The organism is Sphingobacterium sp. UBA5996, from assembly GCF_002429765.1.
In the GTDB taxonomy this organism is placed as follows: Bacteria; Bacteroidota; Bacteroidia; order Sphingobacteriales; family Sphingobacteriaceae; genus Sphingobacterium.
In genome coordinates this window covers 95,717-111,902 of sequence record NZ_DJAS01000007.1, presented here as the reverse complement: position 1 = coordinate 111,902, position 16,186 = coordinate 95,717, and the positions used below count along the sequence as shown (strand labels likewise).

Below are 16,186 nucleotides of genomic sequence, written 5' to 3'. Positions count from 1 at the left end.
GTCATTAAGCCAGTTGTTTGGTCAGCGCCTGGTACTTTGGTTTTAAAGGAAGGGGGAAAGCCGCTAAAAGCCGGCGCTGCAGCTCGCTAAGATCTACCTGACAGTGTGCTTTTTCCCAATGGGAGGCAAACAAGCTCCTCCACCCCGCTTCGCTGGTCAAAATGTCATCCAGCTGCTCAAATCCGTTGTAGGAAGGAATATCAACAGAACTAAAATAATCGTCAAACTTAAATCCGTCGGTATCGATATAGCCCATTTTGATCCACAATGCCGGTATCCCATAGGCGTGGGCAACAATCAGCCCATGCAAGGAAGAGGAGAGGATATACGCGCAGTCTGTAATCTCGTCGATAATACGCTCTACATCGACCGTACGAAAATCGATTAGATTGATATCGGGTCCAAACTTTTCGCGAAAAGCATCGACCTCTTTCCAATGTGGAATTACGCCGAGCTGCTTGGTCTTCTTTTCCTTGCCCCGAATCCAGAGCGGAAGCAACACCGCCGGGTCACCGAAGGTATCGCAGCGCGGATACCCCATGGCCTCCAGCTTCTGACTGGTATATTTGCCGCGGACGGCATACACGCGTCCACCTCCAAATGGATCGTCGGCATTCATAAACCCTGCACCCCAAACCGACGATTTACGATTGCCCCAGCGGATAACGGATCCCACCGCAATCAAGGAGGCCTGCGATGGCCAAAGAATGTTGTGAAAGGCGGAAAAGCGAAAACGGATGAGCTGCATACTCAAATTTTTCAGTCGGGCCATCGCCGAAGGATCCCAGCTTTTATACTGCACGGGAAGGCCTGTCAGCTCTTCGACCAAACGAGGGCTAAGCGCATCGCCAAAATTCTTTCCGTCCCAGTAGATCAGGTTAACTGTTTTCATAGCTCGCAAACTGATTGTTGACTTTTATATAGGCTGAAAAATCGCTTTCTAATGTACGGCGAAGGCCTTCCTGCAACGCAAACGGGGGCTGGAATCCGGTCGACAGGGCCTTGGACGAATCATACTGCGTAACGGCGCAAAATTTGCGGACCCGAACGGAACTGATTGCCAATTTGCGGCGCAGGATAAAAGCAAGGGCATCAAAAGCGTAGCCGCCCATAAGACCCAGCGAATAGGGTATGCGTAATGTAGGGATATGCTTACCAAGTACTTTGCCGGTATAATACACCAGATCATTGGTTGTGAGATCGGGCTTATCGCCATAATTGTACAGATTGTACCCGGTGGATTGGTCCGAAATCAGGTAGGCAATAAATGCCACAATATTGCCGATGTAGGACATCGACTTCTGATTGTCTCCTTTTCCGATCATCATAAATTTACCGGAGGCGATCTGCTGCAACAGGTTATAGACATTGCCGCGATTGCCCTCGCCAAAAATGACCGTGGGCCGGACGACCTGGATGTTCCAGTCGGCATGCACTGCGTACCACTTCTCCAACACCTGCTCAGCTTGTAGCTTGCTCTTTCCATAATGGTTGAAGGGCGCTACTGCCGTGGCTTCATCCGGATTTTCCTTACCCAGTCCATACACAGCAACAGAACTCGTAAAAACAATGCGTGTGATTGCATTGGCCTGCATGGCATAAAGTGTATTTTCCATCCCGTTGACGTTCACCTCATAATATTTTGATATCGGGGTAACGTCATCCCGGTGTTCTGCGGCCAGGAGCACCACTTGATGTACCCCCTGAAGTAGCGCACACAGCGCATCCCGATCCTGTACGTTCCCGATACGTGTCAACTGCGGATATTTTTCACTCATTACCTTATCTATAATCACGATTTCGTGATCGGTGGTATGGAGCAAGAGGTCGGTCAGTCTTGTTCCCACAAAACCGGATCCTCCAATTAAAGCTATTTTCATCTGTCGTGTTTACTTGTTATAGATTGATAAATAATTGCAGTCTGGCAATGAGCTGTCTCTTTTCCAGTAAATTGAACAGGTAATGAAAGCCCCCCCAGAAGAGCAGATCGACCAGCACAACCAGGTTGTTGCTGATGTAGCGTACAGCCACAATATTAAATAGGCAAAACAGCAGCGTCATCAGCAGGATAAAGAGCAGGGCACTATGGCGGCTCAATCCCGCCCGCAGCAACTTGTGGTGCAGGTGATTGCGATCGGGTTTAAAGATCGGCTTACCAATACGCCAGCGTACGAACATGACCCGGGCCACATCCAGCACCGGCACAATGAGGGTGGAAAAAGCGACCACAATAGCACCATCGGAAAAGGGTTTGATAAAGTGGTTGTTCATGGAAAAACTGACCACCAGAAAAGCAATGGAAAAACCCAGCGTCATACTTCCCGTATCGCCCATAAAGATGCGCCGACGCCGACGTGTCGTCCCAAAGACATTTAAATAGAAAAATGGAAGCAACACGGCAACCGTGATAAAGGCAAAAATGGCATGCAACCAGGCACCATAATAAGCGAATAAAGCGCCTAAAACAGCCAAACCAATCGTTACCACACCCGAACAGAGACCGTCGATGCCGTCAATCAGATTAATGGCATTGATAATCAGCACAACGACAAATACCGTAAGCGGCATACCCAGCCAGGCCGGAATACCAATAACGAACCCCAGTCCATACAGATCATTGATCCATACACCACTCAATGGCAGCAGGCAGCCTACCATAATCTGGGCGACAAATTTCCATTTGTAACTCACCCCGATCAGGTCGTCGCCAATACCGATCATAAAGAGGATAACCAGACCGCAGACCAACAAGGCCATACTCGGCAGGATAATCCACGAAGCGACCTGCAGATCGATATTGCCAATATTCAGTTTGTATAAACTGACGAAAGTAATGACAAGGATGCAGCATTGAATGGGAGCAAAAGCCACCCCACCCAGTCTCGGGACAATATGCTGGTGAAGCTTCCGGGAATCGACCGGATCAAACAAACGCTTCCGGTAGGAAATCAGTAAGATATAGGGGAGCATCCCCCAGCTCAATAACATCGCGCAAAGAAAAGGCAATAGCACAGTGCCGTACTTCATCAACTCCAAACTGTTCATCGTAATCTAATCTATTTGTTATAAAAATTTCTGCTCAATGCCATGGGTACATTTACTTTTCAAGGAATGGAATAAGCGCATCCAACCCCATCGCTGTTTTCATCTCCTCGTTGGCATCGTTCAATAATACGAGCCTCGGAAACGACGTGAGAAAAAAATAGGGTTCTACCCCGCCCTCCCCTTTCAGGTCGAACCCGTTGATCCACTGCGACGGAATACGCTTTCGGTAGGCACTCCATTGGCTTAAATCTCCGTTAACGCAGATGGCCACCACATTGACCTTGCCCGATGCAACCCATTGTGCCAATGGCACAGATTGCTTCATCGCGGCAATCAGTCCGAAGCTTTCCTCCGATTCGGGGTCATAAAAAACCAATAATTTGTACGTCCCTTTCACCTCTTGTAGCAAATGCCGGGTACCGTCAATGTCTATAAATTCATACGCGGATGCGGATGCCATCAATTTCCCCTGTTGCACATCAGGATAACGGCCATTGCCCTGACAGGCGAACAAGGAAATTGATAGCAAACAAGCGAGATATAAATAGATGGACTTCATTTGAATAGTGATGGCTACTGGTGTAACAGATTATTTGGCAATGGTAATGACTGCACGGCTAAGACGAGGATCATCGTAATACATATTGTCGACACCGCCTTCATAAGCCAGCTCAAGCTGCTGCGGCGATACCTGAAACTCTTTCACCAATACATCATAGATAGCCTGGGCACGCTCACGGCTCAGACGGTCATTGATGGCTTTGGTACCGGTTCCTTTATCGGCATAGCCCGTCACTTTATAGACAATGTCTTTATTGCCGGCCTGGATCACTTTGGCAAAGAAGCCCAAGTTGACACGCGCTTCATTGCTTACGATGCTTTGATTGATCGGAAAGGTCACCAATATAGGAGCTGCCAATATTTTTTCTTCTACACGGATATCAGTAATGGTTTTACCCTGCGATGCAGCCAATTGTCCTTTGAGTGCTTCATTATCTTCGGCAAGCTTCTGTACCTTTTCACGCAGACTATTCAGCAAGGCATCACTGTACGTGATCACCACCGAACTTGGCTTCTCCCAGCCCCGTTTCTTAAATTTGTAGGTCAGCCCCAGTGCAGCACTTAAATTACCATCCTGGCTACGGTTACCCGTTTCACCATCAAAGCGATCGTTTACCATGGCTCCGCGTACATCAAACGTTAGATCTAAAGCATCGCTGAGGCGAAAACTGTTGTAAATACCGATGTTAGCACTGACTTCTTTCTGCGTCGGCGCATCGTTGGTAACCATCCAACCTAAACCCACGTAAGGACTGATGTTATAAAAACGATCTTTTTTATAACCAGAAAAAATGTTGGATAAATTGAACAGTACATCGCCATGGATGTGGAAATAATTAAATTCCTGATTGTAGAGCCAGTAACCATCCCAGGGCTTACCTTCGTACTTCACACCCGTAGAGTGACTTCCATTTTGGGTCAGTCCCTTCACTTTAAAACCCGTTAGGCCGGCGCGCACACCGACTCCGGGGCTAAACCACTTTCCAAGGTTAAATTCGAAGCTTGGGGTAAGGCGTTCGGAAAATTTCATCTGCTTATCATGGTCGCCAAAATAAATCTGGGCACCAGCACCAGCATTGATAAACCAGTTGTTCCAAAAGCGGTTGGTCTCGACTTGATAGCGATCTGTTGATACCGTCATTACAGTATCTGGTTTTACATCGATTTGCTGTGCCAGGGAAACCTTGGCTCCCGCAACAGCTGCAAGGATTAAGAGTGTCTTTTTCAAAATCATCTCGGTCTAAATAGTTGTTTAATATTAGTTGATAATATTGCTTGATTATCTCCAACAAAATTGGATAAAACAAACTTTGGGATAACTATTGGGCTGTATAACCCAGGCTTTCCATTTTCCGAAAAAATAAAAGCAAAACGAATTAAGTGAAAAGAAAGTAAGGCACAGGCAAGGAAGATGTGCGATTTGATGCATTTTCTTGCTCGGGAACAAAAACCCTTTTTTCCTTTAATGGAAAGCAAATTTCGATAAGTGATAAACCACTAAAGCGAACAAATAAACGTAACTTGTTAACATTGTAGCACTTAAGCCACAAAAGGAAAACAATAGCATCTTATCCATACAGTTAGACCACATGCTAGCATTGCTTGAAGGAAAATATTTGTAAAAAAATAACGTATAATTAAGCAATCATGGTTTCCAATGGGCGGTTATGAGGATGATGCTTATGGTGCGGGGCAGGTTAGTCTGTTGTGTTGGACTAATCACCAGTAACGAATACCCCCCTTTGGCAAGATTGGGTTACAAGGAGCTGCGTAAACGTTGGAAATACTCCGACGGCGGGATACCTTTTACCGCTTTAAATACGGAAGAAAACTTGCTGGTACTTGAAAAACCGGCCTTTTCGGCCAACACAGAAAATTTTACAGAGAGCAAATCTGGGTCGCGTTCGACACAGTCTATCAAATATTCGATGCGCGCCTGCTGGATATAATTATTGAAATCCAACCCCACATACCGATTTAAGATATAAGACACATAACGGGGGTTAGTCCCGAGCAAATCTGCTAAATCTTGTAAGCAAACGCCCTTTTTTAAAAAAAAGCGAGCGGCTTGAGCCCTTTCAAACTGCTCAAGCAAACGGTCTTCCGTCATTTTACTCATCAGCACATCTGCTTGTTTTAATCCGTCTTTTTCACATGGAACCGCAGCATTATCGTCCGGGAGATCAGCGATCAGTCTTTCATCCTCCTGGACAATGGAGATATCCCGATGCATTTGCCGCGTACGCCGGTAACGGACGATAAAAAACAGCAATAACATGAAATTAATCATTGATGTCAGGCAGTTAATTAATGTAAACAGGTCGCTATAATCCATTTTTTAAGTGAGTTCTTATCCTCCAATTTTGCTGATGAAGGGGTTTAAAATGTTTGGCTGTAACATCAACAATAGGGCAATCACAATAATACAAACGATACTAATTTGCATTAAAAGACCAAAACAAAGCTCATTTTTTTTGATAAACGACTAGATTGTAGTATTTCAACGACATCCTTGTAGCGATACGGCTACATAAAAAGGCTAATCGTAGTTATTTATTTATCGAAATACGAACTCTTTTTAATTAAAATAAGCTATTACTGCACGGGTAAATAGTTGTGTGAGCCGAGCGGAGATTCAATCGAGAAATGGGTCAACAGGCAAAGACAATACGTCTGAAACATATGTTCACAAAAAGATATTGCCATAAACGATAAATAGCTTCACGAAAACCTGTCAGCAACTTGTGTTTGTAGCTGTCGCGCTACTTCTTGTAGCCGATCAATGATTAAAAAATTTAAAATCGCTGATCTTCAATTATCTCAACGATCATATCTATAGTTTAGCAAATAATAACGGCCATTTTACTACAGAGCGATAAGCTAACGATCATTTTAAATTTTTAATAAATGAAAAGAAAACTAACACGTAAGCCTTACAGTGCGCCTAGCCTGTCTATTCTGGCTATTGGTATGGAGCACAGTTTTGCGGCAACTTCCACAGGGACAATTAACCCCGGCAGCTCGTCTACACCCAACAACCCTAAAGTCGAGGACTGGACCGATATGGGCAATAACAGCAAAGATTTTGATATATAATAGGCTTTGATATATAACATGTGCGATCGCTACAGCGATCGCACATATGCTATCACCAGTCTCGTTAAACAATCACAAGAAATAATATACTTATGTCACTAAAGAACATAATCAAAAAATGTACGCTGATGCTCATGCTTGGCGTAGTAACGGCATTCGCTTCATGCTCTTCAAAAGAAGATCAAATTCCCTCAGATAAAGGCGCATTATTGAATGTGGGCATCGTAGGAATCGAAGACGTTGTCACGAAAGGTGTTGCTAGGGCAGTGTCCAACGCCGATGCCAATAACAACGGAACCACACACGCAAAACCGATCGTCTCGCTGGGTGATGTGGACGCATTGATCGATACACAGGAAGGCAGTATATCCGAAGCAGATCAGAAAACCCGTGTGGTTCAAAAAGCAGAAAATGCGGCAACGAAAGCTTCCTCTACAGGATTAAAAGCAGCATCCTCAACGATGGATACAGGCGTAAAATTTCGCCTCGTTATATACGATAATACGAATACGGTGGTCTATAACCAAGAGGTGACTTCTGGTGTAAATCCACAGATCCAACTGGTGGCCTACAAACCATATACGTGGTATGCCGTCTCCTTGAATGAGAAAACGACCAGTATGCCAAATGTTACGAGCGCCGGAGTTATGGCGCGTTCGAGTCTTGCAAATAAAGATGTGCTGCATGCTTCGGGTAGCTTCAACGCCGTGGATGGAGCCAATTACCTCAACATTGTATTCAAACGTATGACGGCACGTATACAGGCGAGATTAAATGTTCGTGGGCTTTTTGGAACAATTGAAAATAGCACGAGCATGTCTTTGGTAAAAGGAAGCAACAATGCAACCGTCCTGCAAACGGGGGACTTCAATATTTTGACGGGCCAATTTACCAATGTAACGGATGTTAATAGTGTGGTGTTGGCCTCTGCGATGGTAGAAGACAGCAGTAACCCAGCAGGTACGGTTAAAATTGCGAATTTCTTTACGGTCAATACAACTGCTATCCCAGCAAACAGCTTAAAGATTAAATTCAACACCTTAAAAGTAACACTGGATGATGCACGGGTACGTACCTTTAATGCAAATACCTATACCTTTCCTGATGCGTATACGCCAACAATTGGATCCACCTACGCCGTCAATATCAGGCTGATCGAATCGCCTGTCAAAGTGAAAGGCGTCCTATGGGCGAGATCGAATCTGATTTATGATCCATCCCATGCGGACAGCTATCGGTTAAAATCGAATCCCGGTGGATCGACTGCTGCCACGAAAGATACGGAATTTTGGAACTGGAAATCCGCTACCCCGACCGGTGCTTCGGGCAATTCCGATCCTTGTCTTGCGGTCTATCCAGCTGGTACTTGGCGAATGTCAACAAAACAGGACTGGGAATCGATTGGTCAGCCCAACGATAAAAAAGAGATTTTAGGTCTGCTTTGGGGCGCACAATATGCTTACTTATGGGATCGCGACAGCGATAACCCTGCAAATTCCGCTTATGACGACAATAATCTGACGCTTTCCTTTGGAGGTTACCGTACAAAGGCCTCCTCTCTTGGCGGCAGTTCGGTATCGGGAAGTCCCGCCGGAGTGTTATTAGGTGCTTTGGCAGCGGGGGAATGCCATTACTGGACGTCAGATAATTATGACACAAACAACGCGTATGCCGTTAAATCATCGTTTACGCGAGTGGCCTGGCTTTTCTCCTGGGGAAATGTTACTTATCCTCACCTGGATAAAATGGAAGGAAGAAATATTCGTTGTGTGAGACAAATCGTCAATAACTAGCCGGATAAAAATTTAGACAAACTGAATACTGGATAGCGATGCATAAAAAACAAGGACTATCCAGCATTCTTCTATCTGCAGTTGACCGCTGTTCACGTGTAATTGACCTTATTTATGTAAAAGTGAACGCTAATTACGCGCAAGTGACTGCTATCCCTATGCAAGTGACTGCTATTACTATGCAACCGACTGCTAATCATGTGCAATTGGCCGCTACTGAAATGACAGCATGATGCATGTATTATGAATGCAAAGCAAACAAGTTACTATAAACGCCTGCGCATGTTGTTTCATTAAAAGAAATTATAGACCACATTTTTCAGAATAATTAAACGAGAACCATTTAATATCCTACACCCAAAAAAATGAAGAGTAAACGCAAAATAGAAAATTCTGGCACCCCAAAGCTTCTTTTTAAAGACAGGCTTCAGATGGCGGTAGCCGGTATCTTAGAAGGCAGACTATTTATTGAAGAAGCTGTGGAACAATATGAAGTACTCCCGTCCAGTATCATTCAGGAATTAAGAAGGATACAAAAACTCAAAAAAGCATCCTCACTACCAAAAAAGAAAAATAAATAATTTAGTCGTCTAAAAAATCGTCCTTATTTTGGGCTTATACGCCGGGATAAGGTGTTCTTTTTATGGAAAATTTTAATAATCTTTCGTAATTTGCCCTTTACAGGATATGTTGTGCTTCGCGACCAACCTATTCTATTACAACACGTAGAGACGAATTTTATTTATATTGCACTATGCAGATACCAGCTTCAATGACATTATCCCAAACGCGCTACCGCATTGCCGAATTAGTGTTGGAATTTGAACATCCCGTAGATTATCCGCTGGTACACCTCCTCCCTTCTTTTAAGGACTTCCAATGGTTAGAATCCACCGAGAAAACTGACATTAGTGTCGCGATCAGCTTTGCGCAAGCGCCGATACAGGAGGATATGGGACTGCTCCGCACCGATGAGTCTATCGCATGGGGGAACCGATTTCGCTTTTATGAAAGAGAAGATGGCTTTGTCACCACAATCGTAAACGAAAAGGGCGACGGCCTATGGTATCTCCATAGTGAACGCAATTTTGAAAAGTCCACACTGTATATACCGAGTAGTGCTGCAGCAGAACAAGGTTCGGTGATAACCTGGATGGCCATGATGATCTTTGGGCAAGCGAGCCTATTACATGACACCATCATGATCCACGCATCTGTGGTGAACCATCAGGGGAGAGGCGTGGCCTTTCTAGGCAAGAGCGGAACTGGTAAAAGTACGCATAGCCGTCTATGGCTACAACACATTCCAGACAGTGTTTTGCTCAATGATGATAATCCTGCGATCCAAATAAAAACTGAGGGAATTGTGATCTATGGGACTCCATGGAGTGGCAAAACCTCGTGTTATAAGAACGAATGTTTGCCGCTACAGGGTCTGGTACGGTTACAACAGGCACCTGTAAATGCGTTTGAATGGCAAACGGGGCTGAAGGGTTTTATTGCCGTGTTGCCAAGCTGTACATCCATCCGTTGGAACAAAGACCTTTTCGCAAGCATGAACACCATCTTGGAGAAAATCATTGCACAGGTTCCTGTCGGTTATCTGAAATGTTTGCCAAATGCTGCCGCAGCTGAGCTGTGCCATTCGGCTATCTTTCCTAACGACTAATACCCTAAAAAAATCCCCTAAGGTGTTTATACTGCTTAGGGGATTTTTACACTACCTATTTATTGGTTAACGTTTCTTGATCATGCCGCGATCTGGCCGGACGTTGAACTCTCCTCCTTTAAGGGTACGATATCCTTTGCGACTTACAGCGTTAATGGAAGCTTTGGTGGTGATACCTGGCGCAGCATCGTTCAGCGCTGTCGCCAGCATGGTTTCTTTCTTATCTCCCACATCAGCAAATACATAATCTTCTATATTTCTTTTGTCGGGAACAAGTCCATCCCAATAGTCAGAAAAACCAGCTGAATTTTTCAATAGAAAGGAAACTGGCCAGAAAGAAACTTTGTTTTGGACGACCTGTTCAAAGAAACCTACCGGCTTGCCGTAAGTACGTGTACCTGAGGCTATGATCTGCACCTGCAGATAAGGTTTGAGCACGTTAACTAACATTTCTGCAGCAGATGCTGTATTTTCACTCACCAAGAAATAGACTTTATTGAGGCTTAAATTGCTCTTGCCCTCAAACTTGGTATCCTGAAACATATTATTGATACTGGGCGTGGATTTGATGTAATTGTTTACCTCATACGTAAGCATCAATTTGCCCTTGGTAGTGGCGCCACCGATTTTATCAGCAATATAGGCAGAAGCATCGACATAACCCCCGCCATTATATCGGAGATCGACGATCAGGCTTTTAATCTGCTTATCCTGAAACTTGGTAAAGGCGGCATCAATCGCAGACTTGTTCGCTATCCCTTCGCTACTTGATCCCGAAGCGGCTGGGTCCTCGATCTGTTCAAAGGATGACAGGGCAAGATAACCCACATTGTTTCCGGTCGACTCATAGATAGTATCTTTATAAATCGGATTAATGGTATAACCATTCGCATAGCTCATGGGCTTGGAAAAAGTACTTCCATCCTGATGCTTTACCTGAAGAGTGAGCGTAGGGGCATCCAGGGCAGCATTCAATTTGTTCATCATTTTATCCCGTGCACTTGCATCATTGATCGTACAACCGGCATCTGTACATGTTACACCGATAGAATAATCGGCGTCTCCATTGACGGCTGTGATAAAATCCGACCGCTTGAAGCCCGCTTTTTGTGCTGGGGATCCCCCTTCCACAAAATAGATAATCGGAAAGGCTGTCTTTCCGTCATCGGTACCCAATTGAACATATACTCCATAGCCGTCATTGGTATCCATCATGAGCCTTCCGGTAGCTGCAGTTGCCGTGTTATAACCATCGAGTCCCACGATATACGAAAACCGGTCGAACACACCGCCTGAATAGGCTGCATGCGCTGGAGTCAGTCTCTTGAGCGCGGCAAGAACGGCATCGGCAGAACTGTATTGATCGGTAAACTTGGATGGATCGGCTTTATAGTCAGGAATGGATGTCTCCCAAAGGGAATATAATTTATAATACTTGTAAATATCATCCTTAATTAACTGCGCTTCGGTACGCTCGGTAACAACGGGCTCAGGTTCTGGCTCAGGTTTAGGGTTATCCTTTTTACAGGAACCGACAACCAGTCCTGTCAGCGCTATACCAACGAACTTTCCGGCTCGGATTAAAGTCTTTAATTTCATAGTTGAAACATTTGTAAAACAAACATAAAAAATTTAATCCTATCTGCAATAAAAAAAACACGCTAGCCTTGGGGAGTGCCAGCGTGTTTACTACCTATTGAAAAACGTTAGAATAACAATCTGTCATAGGGAAAGGTTTTAAAAAATATTTTTTTTAAAATGATTTGTTAGGGAAAAGAATATTGTTAGTTTTGCACTGTTTATAATTAATCTAAATAAATCATTTGTAAAAAATAAACGGTATCGGATGAAGAATATTAGTATCCATTGTATTTTATTTCTCCTCTTTGTTCAAAGCACAGTGAATGCACAACAGTTCACAGCCTCAATAAAAGGATTTGTAAAAACTCAGACTCAACAGAGCATCGCGGGATCAACCATCCGTGTGGGCAAGATCAATTTATCGACCGATGAGAACGGGTACTTTGAACTGAAAAATATCACAGAAAGAAGCATCACAATGAATGCTTCGGCTGTAGGCTTTCAAAAGCTGGCTAAAACTATTGTTCTTAAACCGGGCGAAAACAGCATAAATATGGAGTTGATAGCTGACCAGAAAGAGATTGAACAGGTCGAAGTCTTTGGTCGCACCAAAGTCCAAGAAGTCAATCGACAGGCTTTTAATGTAACTGCTGTAGACGCTACAAAACTGTACAATACGACGATGGATATTTCAAGTGCCTTGGACCGTGTGGCTGGTGTACGCGTTAGAGAATCCGGTGGTGTAGGATCTAATTTCAATTTGATGTTGAACGGTTTTAATGGAGATCAGATCCGTTATTTTATTGACGGTATCCCCATGGAAAACTTCGGATCAGCATTCCAAATCAACAATATCCCCATCAATATCGCCGAAAGGATAGAAATTTATAAAGGTGTAGTGCCTGTATGGCTCGGTTCGGATGCCTTAGGCGGAGCGGTTAATATTGTAACAGGTGATCGGATGACCAGTTATGTAGATGCCAGCTACTCTTTTGGATCCTTTAACACACACCGTACCGTAATTAATGCAGCACACACGACAAAGAGTGGGCTATTTTTCCAATTAAACGCATTCCAAAATTATTCCGATAATAATTACAAAGTCACTGTTGAGGCCGCTGACATCAACACGGGCGCTTATGCAGAAAGCGCTACCCTCAAGCGCTTCCATGACACCTACCATAACGAATCAATTATTGCAAATATCGGTGTGGTCAACAAACCCTATGCGGATAAATTACTCTTTGGAATTGTATTAGGCAAAAGTTACAAAGAGATCCAGACAGGAGCAAGAATGCAAACGGTATTTGGTGGAAGGCATAATCGAGGAACAACCGTTATGCCTACGTTAAAATACAAAAAAAATGATTTGTTCGTAAAAGGTTTAAACCTTATTGTAAATGCAAATATCAACCTTGGAACTGAACAGAATATAGATACGGTACATGCAAGATTCGACTGGTATGGCAATAAAAAACAATTGGACGGTCCTGGGGGTGAGAGTTCTTATTCGCTCTACAAGTTTAAAAACAATGCGGGAATAGTCAATGCAAACTTAACCTATAAAATATCGGATAGACAAAGCATATTCTTAAACGACATTTTTAACACCTTTAAACGTCAAGGCAGCGATGAAGTAAATCCTCAAAATGCCAATTACGAAAAATCGAAATTAAGTCAAAAGAATGTACTGGCACTAGGTTATCAATATGATGTAAAAGACCGTTATAGTATCAATGCTTTTTTGAAACACTACAATCAACACAACGTCAGTGGCGCAAGTGAGATGAAGAAAGATTTGTCTAAAATAGGCTATGGAATGGCCTTATCTTACTTTATAAATCCTGCGCTGCAATTAAAAGGATCTTATGAATTGACGACAAAAATGCCAACTCCTGAAGAACTTTTCGGCGATGTAATCAATTATGAAGGAAATTATAATCTGAAACCTGAGAAAAGTAACAATTATAATTTGGGCATACTGTATAGCTTTCATCTTGATATAGACCATCGCTTCGCGCTAATGGCTAATGGGTTTATCAGAAACGCAGATGACTTCATCTACCAACGTCTCAACAATAACCAAACACTTTATATTTCCGATAATCGGGACGGAGTACAATCTGCCGGAGGAGATTTGGATCTCCGCTATTCTTTTAAAAGATGGTTTAATGCTGGGTTAAACGTAACGTACCAAAAAGTTAAAAACCTACAGAAGGTAGAACCTGGATATACAGGAATAAGTCCCCTTTATAAATTTGAAATGCCGAATATCCCAAATACGTTTGGAAATGTGGATGCCTCCGTGACGTTACATGATTTTGGAGGGAAGGCAAATCAACTAAGTTTTGGTGCCAGTATGTTATTTGTCAGACAATTTTGGATGTACTGGCCAGGATTGGGCCTAACCGATAAAGAAGCAAAAAAACTACAAATTCCTGAACAAATTAGTTTCGACGCCAATATAGTTTACGCTATTCACAATGGCCGATATAATATTGCTATAGAGGGTAAAAACCTGACAGACAAACGACTAGTCGATAATTTTAGTTTACAAAAACCAAGTCGTGGCTTCTACATTAATTTACGTTACTTCCTTAATAAATAATTACATACAATTTTTTAAATATGAAATCTAGATCACTTTTATCCGTCTTGACAATAGCGATTATGTTTGCTGCATGCTCTAAAAGCGAAAATATAGTCAAAGAAGATCCCAAACCAACTCCTACAGATAGTACAGTTACCGCCACAGGCAAGTATATACTGACTGTAACGCCTATTGCGAGCACCGGAGTAGCAGATTACATCGTCACATCTAGTAGTTTAGATGAAGGTAAAGTTTCCATTATTGGCAATGGACTTGAACAGGATGGAACCTATCGCTATTATCTAACCACAAACAATAAGTTCTTTAGCTTCTTGTATGGACAGGGCAACCCGGGCGCTGTCACAGCGTATAATTTAATAGATGGTAAGCTAAAGAAGCTAACAAACTTTCAAACAGAAACGGTACAGGCGTTTGCCCCTGTGAATGACGATGTACTTTTAATGAAAATATCGCGTAACATAGCCTCTCCAACTTCTTACTGGTATAGAGTAAATACGAATAGTTTGACAATTACAGGTGAAGGATCGCTCAATACAAAAGAGGTGCTGAATAATGGAGAGTTAGCCTTTTTTAGCTGGATGACACAAGTGGGCAACAAGGTATACGCACCTATATTCAGCATAAAAGGAGCCGCTCCATCTGCATTTGCGACAAACTATCCTAACGCTTCATGGATTGCCGTATTCTCCTACCCTGAAATGAAAATCGAAAAAATCATTAAAGATGACAGAACAAGTTATATCGGTCAATATTTTACTAATGGTCTTGGCGTAGTGGCTAATGGTGATGTATATGCTTTCTCTCCAGCTAATGCATCAGATGGGACGAAGATAACCTCAACTAATCCATCTGCGATATTACGAATACCCTCAGGTACCACCGAATTTGACAAAAACTATTTCTTTAACGTGGCTGAAATTTCTGGCGGTTACAACATTGAAAACTGGACCTATGTTGGTGGAAACAATTTCATCGTAAGTTCAAAGAAAAAACAATCTGATGGTACTTACAGTGCGGCGACGACGATTGCAGCTGTAAATGTTGTAGACAAAACATTTAAAATTGTATCGGGTTTACCAAAAGTAGACGAAGTAAAATCATTTACGCAAAGAAACAACTATAGCAAGAAGGATGGAAAAACAGGCTACATTGGTGTAAACCTAACCTCTGGCGAAAGCTATGTGTATAAGATTGACGCTGCAACTGCAACTGCGACAAAAGGCTTGAAAGTGGAAGGTGGTGCAATTACCGCAATCGAACATTTAGATTAGTCTTTTAGATTCTTAAAACTGCATACCCAATATGCCCATACATAGCATATTGGGTATGTGTATAAATTAATGGTAACCAATGTATACGCTTTTACTCCTATTTATTTTCACCGGTAGCTTTTTTTGGTACTGTTCCTCGGCAAAGGTCCATATCAAACCAGGTTCATCTTTCATGATCGCTCTTAGACAAAATAAGAGCCGTGCGAGGTTACTGGCCATGGCTGTGCTCAGTCTTTCATGGATATGGACCATGTACTTGCAGGGTGTTCTTTCGGGAACATTGGCTTTTGGAACCTATACCATGGGATTCTTTAGCTTGATTGTGCTTTTGTGGCCCTATCGGTATTTCCAATGGAAACAACTGACCGTTATCCTGCTTCTTTCTCTGTTTTTTGAACTTTTTGTGTTTTAAGACATGCCTGCCAATAAAAAATATCTAAGCTCTCCTTTTCAACGTTTCCTCAAATTGACCGCTGGTTTCTTTGGAGGTTATTTTGTGATGCTATACTTCCACCTTTGCTTAACAAAAATATGCGATAAAACAGACATTTTAATTACG

Annotated in this window: 14 protein-coding genes; 7 read left to right on the top strand and 7 right to left on the bottom strand. The window is 42.9% G+C overall.

Annotated features, from left to right (window positions below):
* Positions 1-4 precede the first annotated feature (4 nt).
* The 6 genes from B3E00_RS05090 to B3E00_RS05065 all read right to left on the bottom strand — a co-directional run bounded on the left by B3E00_RS05090 (position 5) and on the right by B3E00_RS05065 (position 5,896).
* Positions 5-892 (bottom strand): polysaccharide pyruvyl transferase family protein, encoded by an 888-nt coding sequence (locus tag B3E00_RS05090; RefSeq protein WP_293937346.1) that lies wholly within the window; start codon positions 890-892, stop codon positions 5-7.
* On the bottom strand, positions 879-1,880 hold the full coding sequence (locus tag B3E00_RS05085; RefSeq protein ID WP_293937343.1) for an NAD-dependent epimerase/dehydratase family protein: 1,002 nt from the start codon (positions 1,878-1,880) through the stop codon (positions 879-881). Before B3E00_RS05085 ends, B3E00_RS05090 begins: the two co-directional genes overlap by 14 nt.
* A gap of 16 nt (positions 1,881-1,896) precedes the next feature.
* Positions 1,897-3,045 carry an MraY family glycosyltransferase gene (locus tag B3E00_RS05080; RefSeq protein ID WP_293937340.1) on the bottom strand — a complete coding sequence of 383 codons (1,149 nt, stop codon included), beginning with the start codon at positions 3,043-3,045 and terminating at the stop codon, positions 1,897-1,899.
* A gap of 52 nt (positions 3,046-3,097) precedes the next feature.
* On the bottom strand, positions 3,098-3,604 hold the full coding sequence (locus B3E00_RS05075) for a hypothetical protein (protein ID WP_293937338.1): 507 nt from the start codon (positions 3,602-3,604) through the stop codon (positions 3,098-3,100).
* A gap of 30 nt (positions 3,605-3,634) precedes the next feature.
* A complete protein-coding gene (locus tag B3E00_RS05070) occupies positions 3,635-4,840 on the bottom strand; it encodes an OmpA family protein (protein WP_414712416.1) in 1,206 nt (401 codons plus the stop codon).
* Positions 4,841-5,362: 522 nt separating this feature from the next.
* Positions 5,363-5,896, bottom strand: coding sequence for a helix-turn-helix domain-containing protein (locus B3E00_RS05065; protein WP_293937334.1), 534 nt, complete (start codon positions 5,894-5,896; stop codon positions 5,363-5,365).
* A gap of 617 nt (positions 5,897-6,513) precedes the next feature.
* Here B3E00_RS05065 and B3E00_RS05060 point away from each other — a divergent pair.
* The 4 genes from B3E00_RS05060 to B3E00_RS05045 all read left to right on the top strand — a co-directional run bounded on the left by B3E00_RS05060 (position 6,514) and on the right by B3E00_RS05045 (position 10,164).
* A complete protein-coding gene (locus B3E00_RS05060; protein WP_293937332.1) occupies positions 6,514-6,702 on the top strand; it encodes a hypothetical protein in 189 nt (62 codons plus the stop codon).
* Between the two features lie 92 nt (positions 6,703-6,794).
* Positions 6,795-8,495: a hypothetical protein gene (locus B3E00_RS05055; protein WP_293937330.1), complete on the top strand. Its 1,701-nt coding sequence runs from the start codon at positions 6,795-6,797 to the stop codon at positions 8,493-8,495.
* 365 nt (positions 8,496-8,860) lie between these two features.
* Positions 8,861-9,076, top strand: coding sequence for a hypothetical protein (locus tag B3E00_RS05050; RefSeq protein ID WP_293937328.1), 216 nt, complete (start codon positions 8,861-8,863; stop codon positions 9,074-9,076).
* Positions 9,077-9,267: 191 nt separating this feature from the next.
* Positions 9,268-10,164: a hypothetical protein gene (locus B3E00_RS05045; RefSeq protein ID WP_293937326.1), complete on the top strand. Its 897-nt coding sequence runs from the start codon at positions 9,268-9,270 to the stop codon at positions 10,162-10,164.
* A 66-nt stretch (positions 10,165-10,230) separates the two neighbouring features.
* Here the strand turns inward: B3E00_RS05045 and B3E00_RS05040 are convergent, their stop codons facing one another.
* Positions 10,231-11,763 carry a S41 family peptidase gene (locus B3E00_RS05040; protein ID WP_293937324.1) on the bottom strand — a complete coding sequence of 511 codons (1,533 nt, stop codon included), beginning with the start codon at positions 11,761-11,763 and terminating at the stop codon, positions 10,231-10,233.
* Positions 11,764-12,010: 247 nt separating this feature from the next.
* On the opposite strand from B3E00_RS05040, the gene B3E00_RS05035 reads away from it, so the two are divergent.
* The 3 genes from B3E00_RS05035 to B3E00_RS05025 all read left to right on the top strand — a co-directional run bounded on the left by B3E00_RS05035 (position 12,011) and on the right by B3E00_RS05025 (position 16,039).
* Positions 12,011-14,353: a TonB-dependent receptor gene (locus tag B3E00_RS05035; RefSeq protein ID WP_293937321.1), complete on the top strand. Its 2,343-nt coding sequence runs from the start codon at positions 12,011-12,013 to the stop codon at positions 14,351-14,353.
* A 20-nt stretch (positions 14,354-14,373) separates the two neighbouring features.
* The gene (locus tag B3E00_RS05030) at positions 14,374-15,627 is read left to right on the top strand and encodes a DUF4374 domain-containing protein (protein ID WP_293937318.1); all 1,254 of its coding nucleotides are present in this window, start codon (positions 14,374-14,376) and stop codon (positions 15,625-15,627) included.
* A 79-nt stretch (positions 15,628-15,706) separates the two neighbouring features.
* Entirely contained in the window at positions 15,707-16,039 is a 333-nt protein-coding gene (locus tag B3E00_RS05025; RefSeq protein ID WP_293937315.1) for a hypothetical protein, read from the top strand.
* Positions 16,040-16,186: the final 147 nt, after the last annotated feature.

Bases quoted from the DNA above. Each gene is read 5' to 3' on its own strand.
- B3E00_RS05045 (WP_293937326.1), top strand. From the start codon at position 9,268: ATGACATTATCCCAAACGCGCTACCGCATTGCCGAATTAGTGTTGGAA.
- B3E00_RS05040 (WP_293937324.1), bottom strand. From the start codon at position 11,763: ATGAAATTAAAGACTTTAATCCGAGCCGGAAAGTTCGTTGGTATAGCG.
- B3E00_RS05065 (WP_293937334.1), bottom strand. From the start codon at position 5,896: ATGATTAATTTCATGTTATTGCTGTTTTTTATCGTCCGTTACCGGCGT.
- B3E00_RS05070 (WP_414712416.1), bottom strand. From the start codon at position 4,840: ATGATTTTGAAAAAGACACTCTTAATCCTTGCAGCTGTTGCGGGAGCC.
- B3E00_RS05090 (WP_293937346.1), bottom strand. From the start codon at position 892: ATGAAAACAGTTAACCTGATCTACTGGGACGGAAAGAATTTTGGCGAT.
- B3E00_RS05085 (WP_293937343.1), bottom strand. From the start codon at position 1,880: ATGAAAATAGCTTTAATTGGAGGATCCGGTTTTGTGGGAACAAGACTG.
- B3E00_RS05060 (WP_293937332.1), top strand. From the start codon at position 6,514: ATGAAAAGAAAACTAACACGTAAGCCTTACAGTGCGCCTAGCCTGTCT.
- B3E00_RS05050 (WP_293937328.1), top strand. From the start codon at position 8,861: ATGAAGAGTAAACGCAAAATAGAAAATTCTGGCACCCCAAAGCTTCTT.
- B3E00_RS05030 (WP_293937318.1), top strand. From the start codon at position 14,374: ATGAAATCTAGATCACTTTTATCCGTCTTGACAATAGCGATTATGTTT.
- B3E00_RS05025 (WP_293937315.1), top strand. From the start codon at position 15,707: ATGTATACGCTTTTACTCCTATTTATTTTCACCGGTAGCTTTTTTTGG.
- B3E00_RS05075 (WP_293937338.1), bottom strand. From the start codon at position 3,604: ATGAAGTCCATCTATTTATATCTCGCTTGTTTGCTATCAATTTCCTTG.
- B3E00_RS05080 (WP_293937340.1), bottom strand. From the start codon at position 3,045: ATGAACAGTTTGGAGTTGATGAAGTACGGCACTGTGCTATTGCCTTTT.
- B3E00_RS05035 (WP_293937321.1), top strand. From the start codon at position 12,011: ATGAAGAATATTAGTATCCATTGTATTTTATTTCTCCTCTTTGTTCAA.
- B3E00_RS05055 (WP_293937330.1), top strand. From the start codon at position 6,795: ATGTCACTAAAGAACATAATCAAAAAATGTACGCTGATGCTCATGCTT.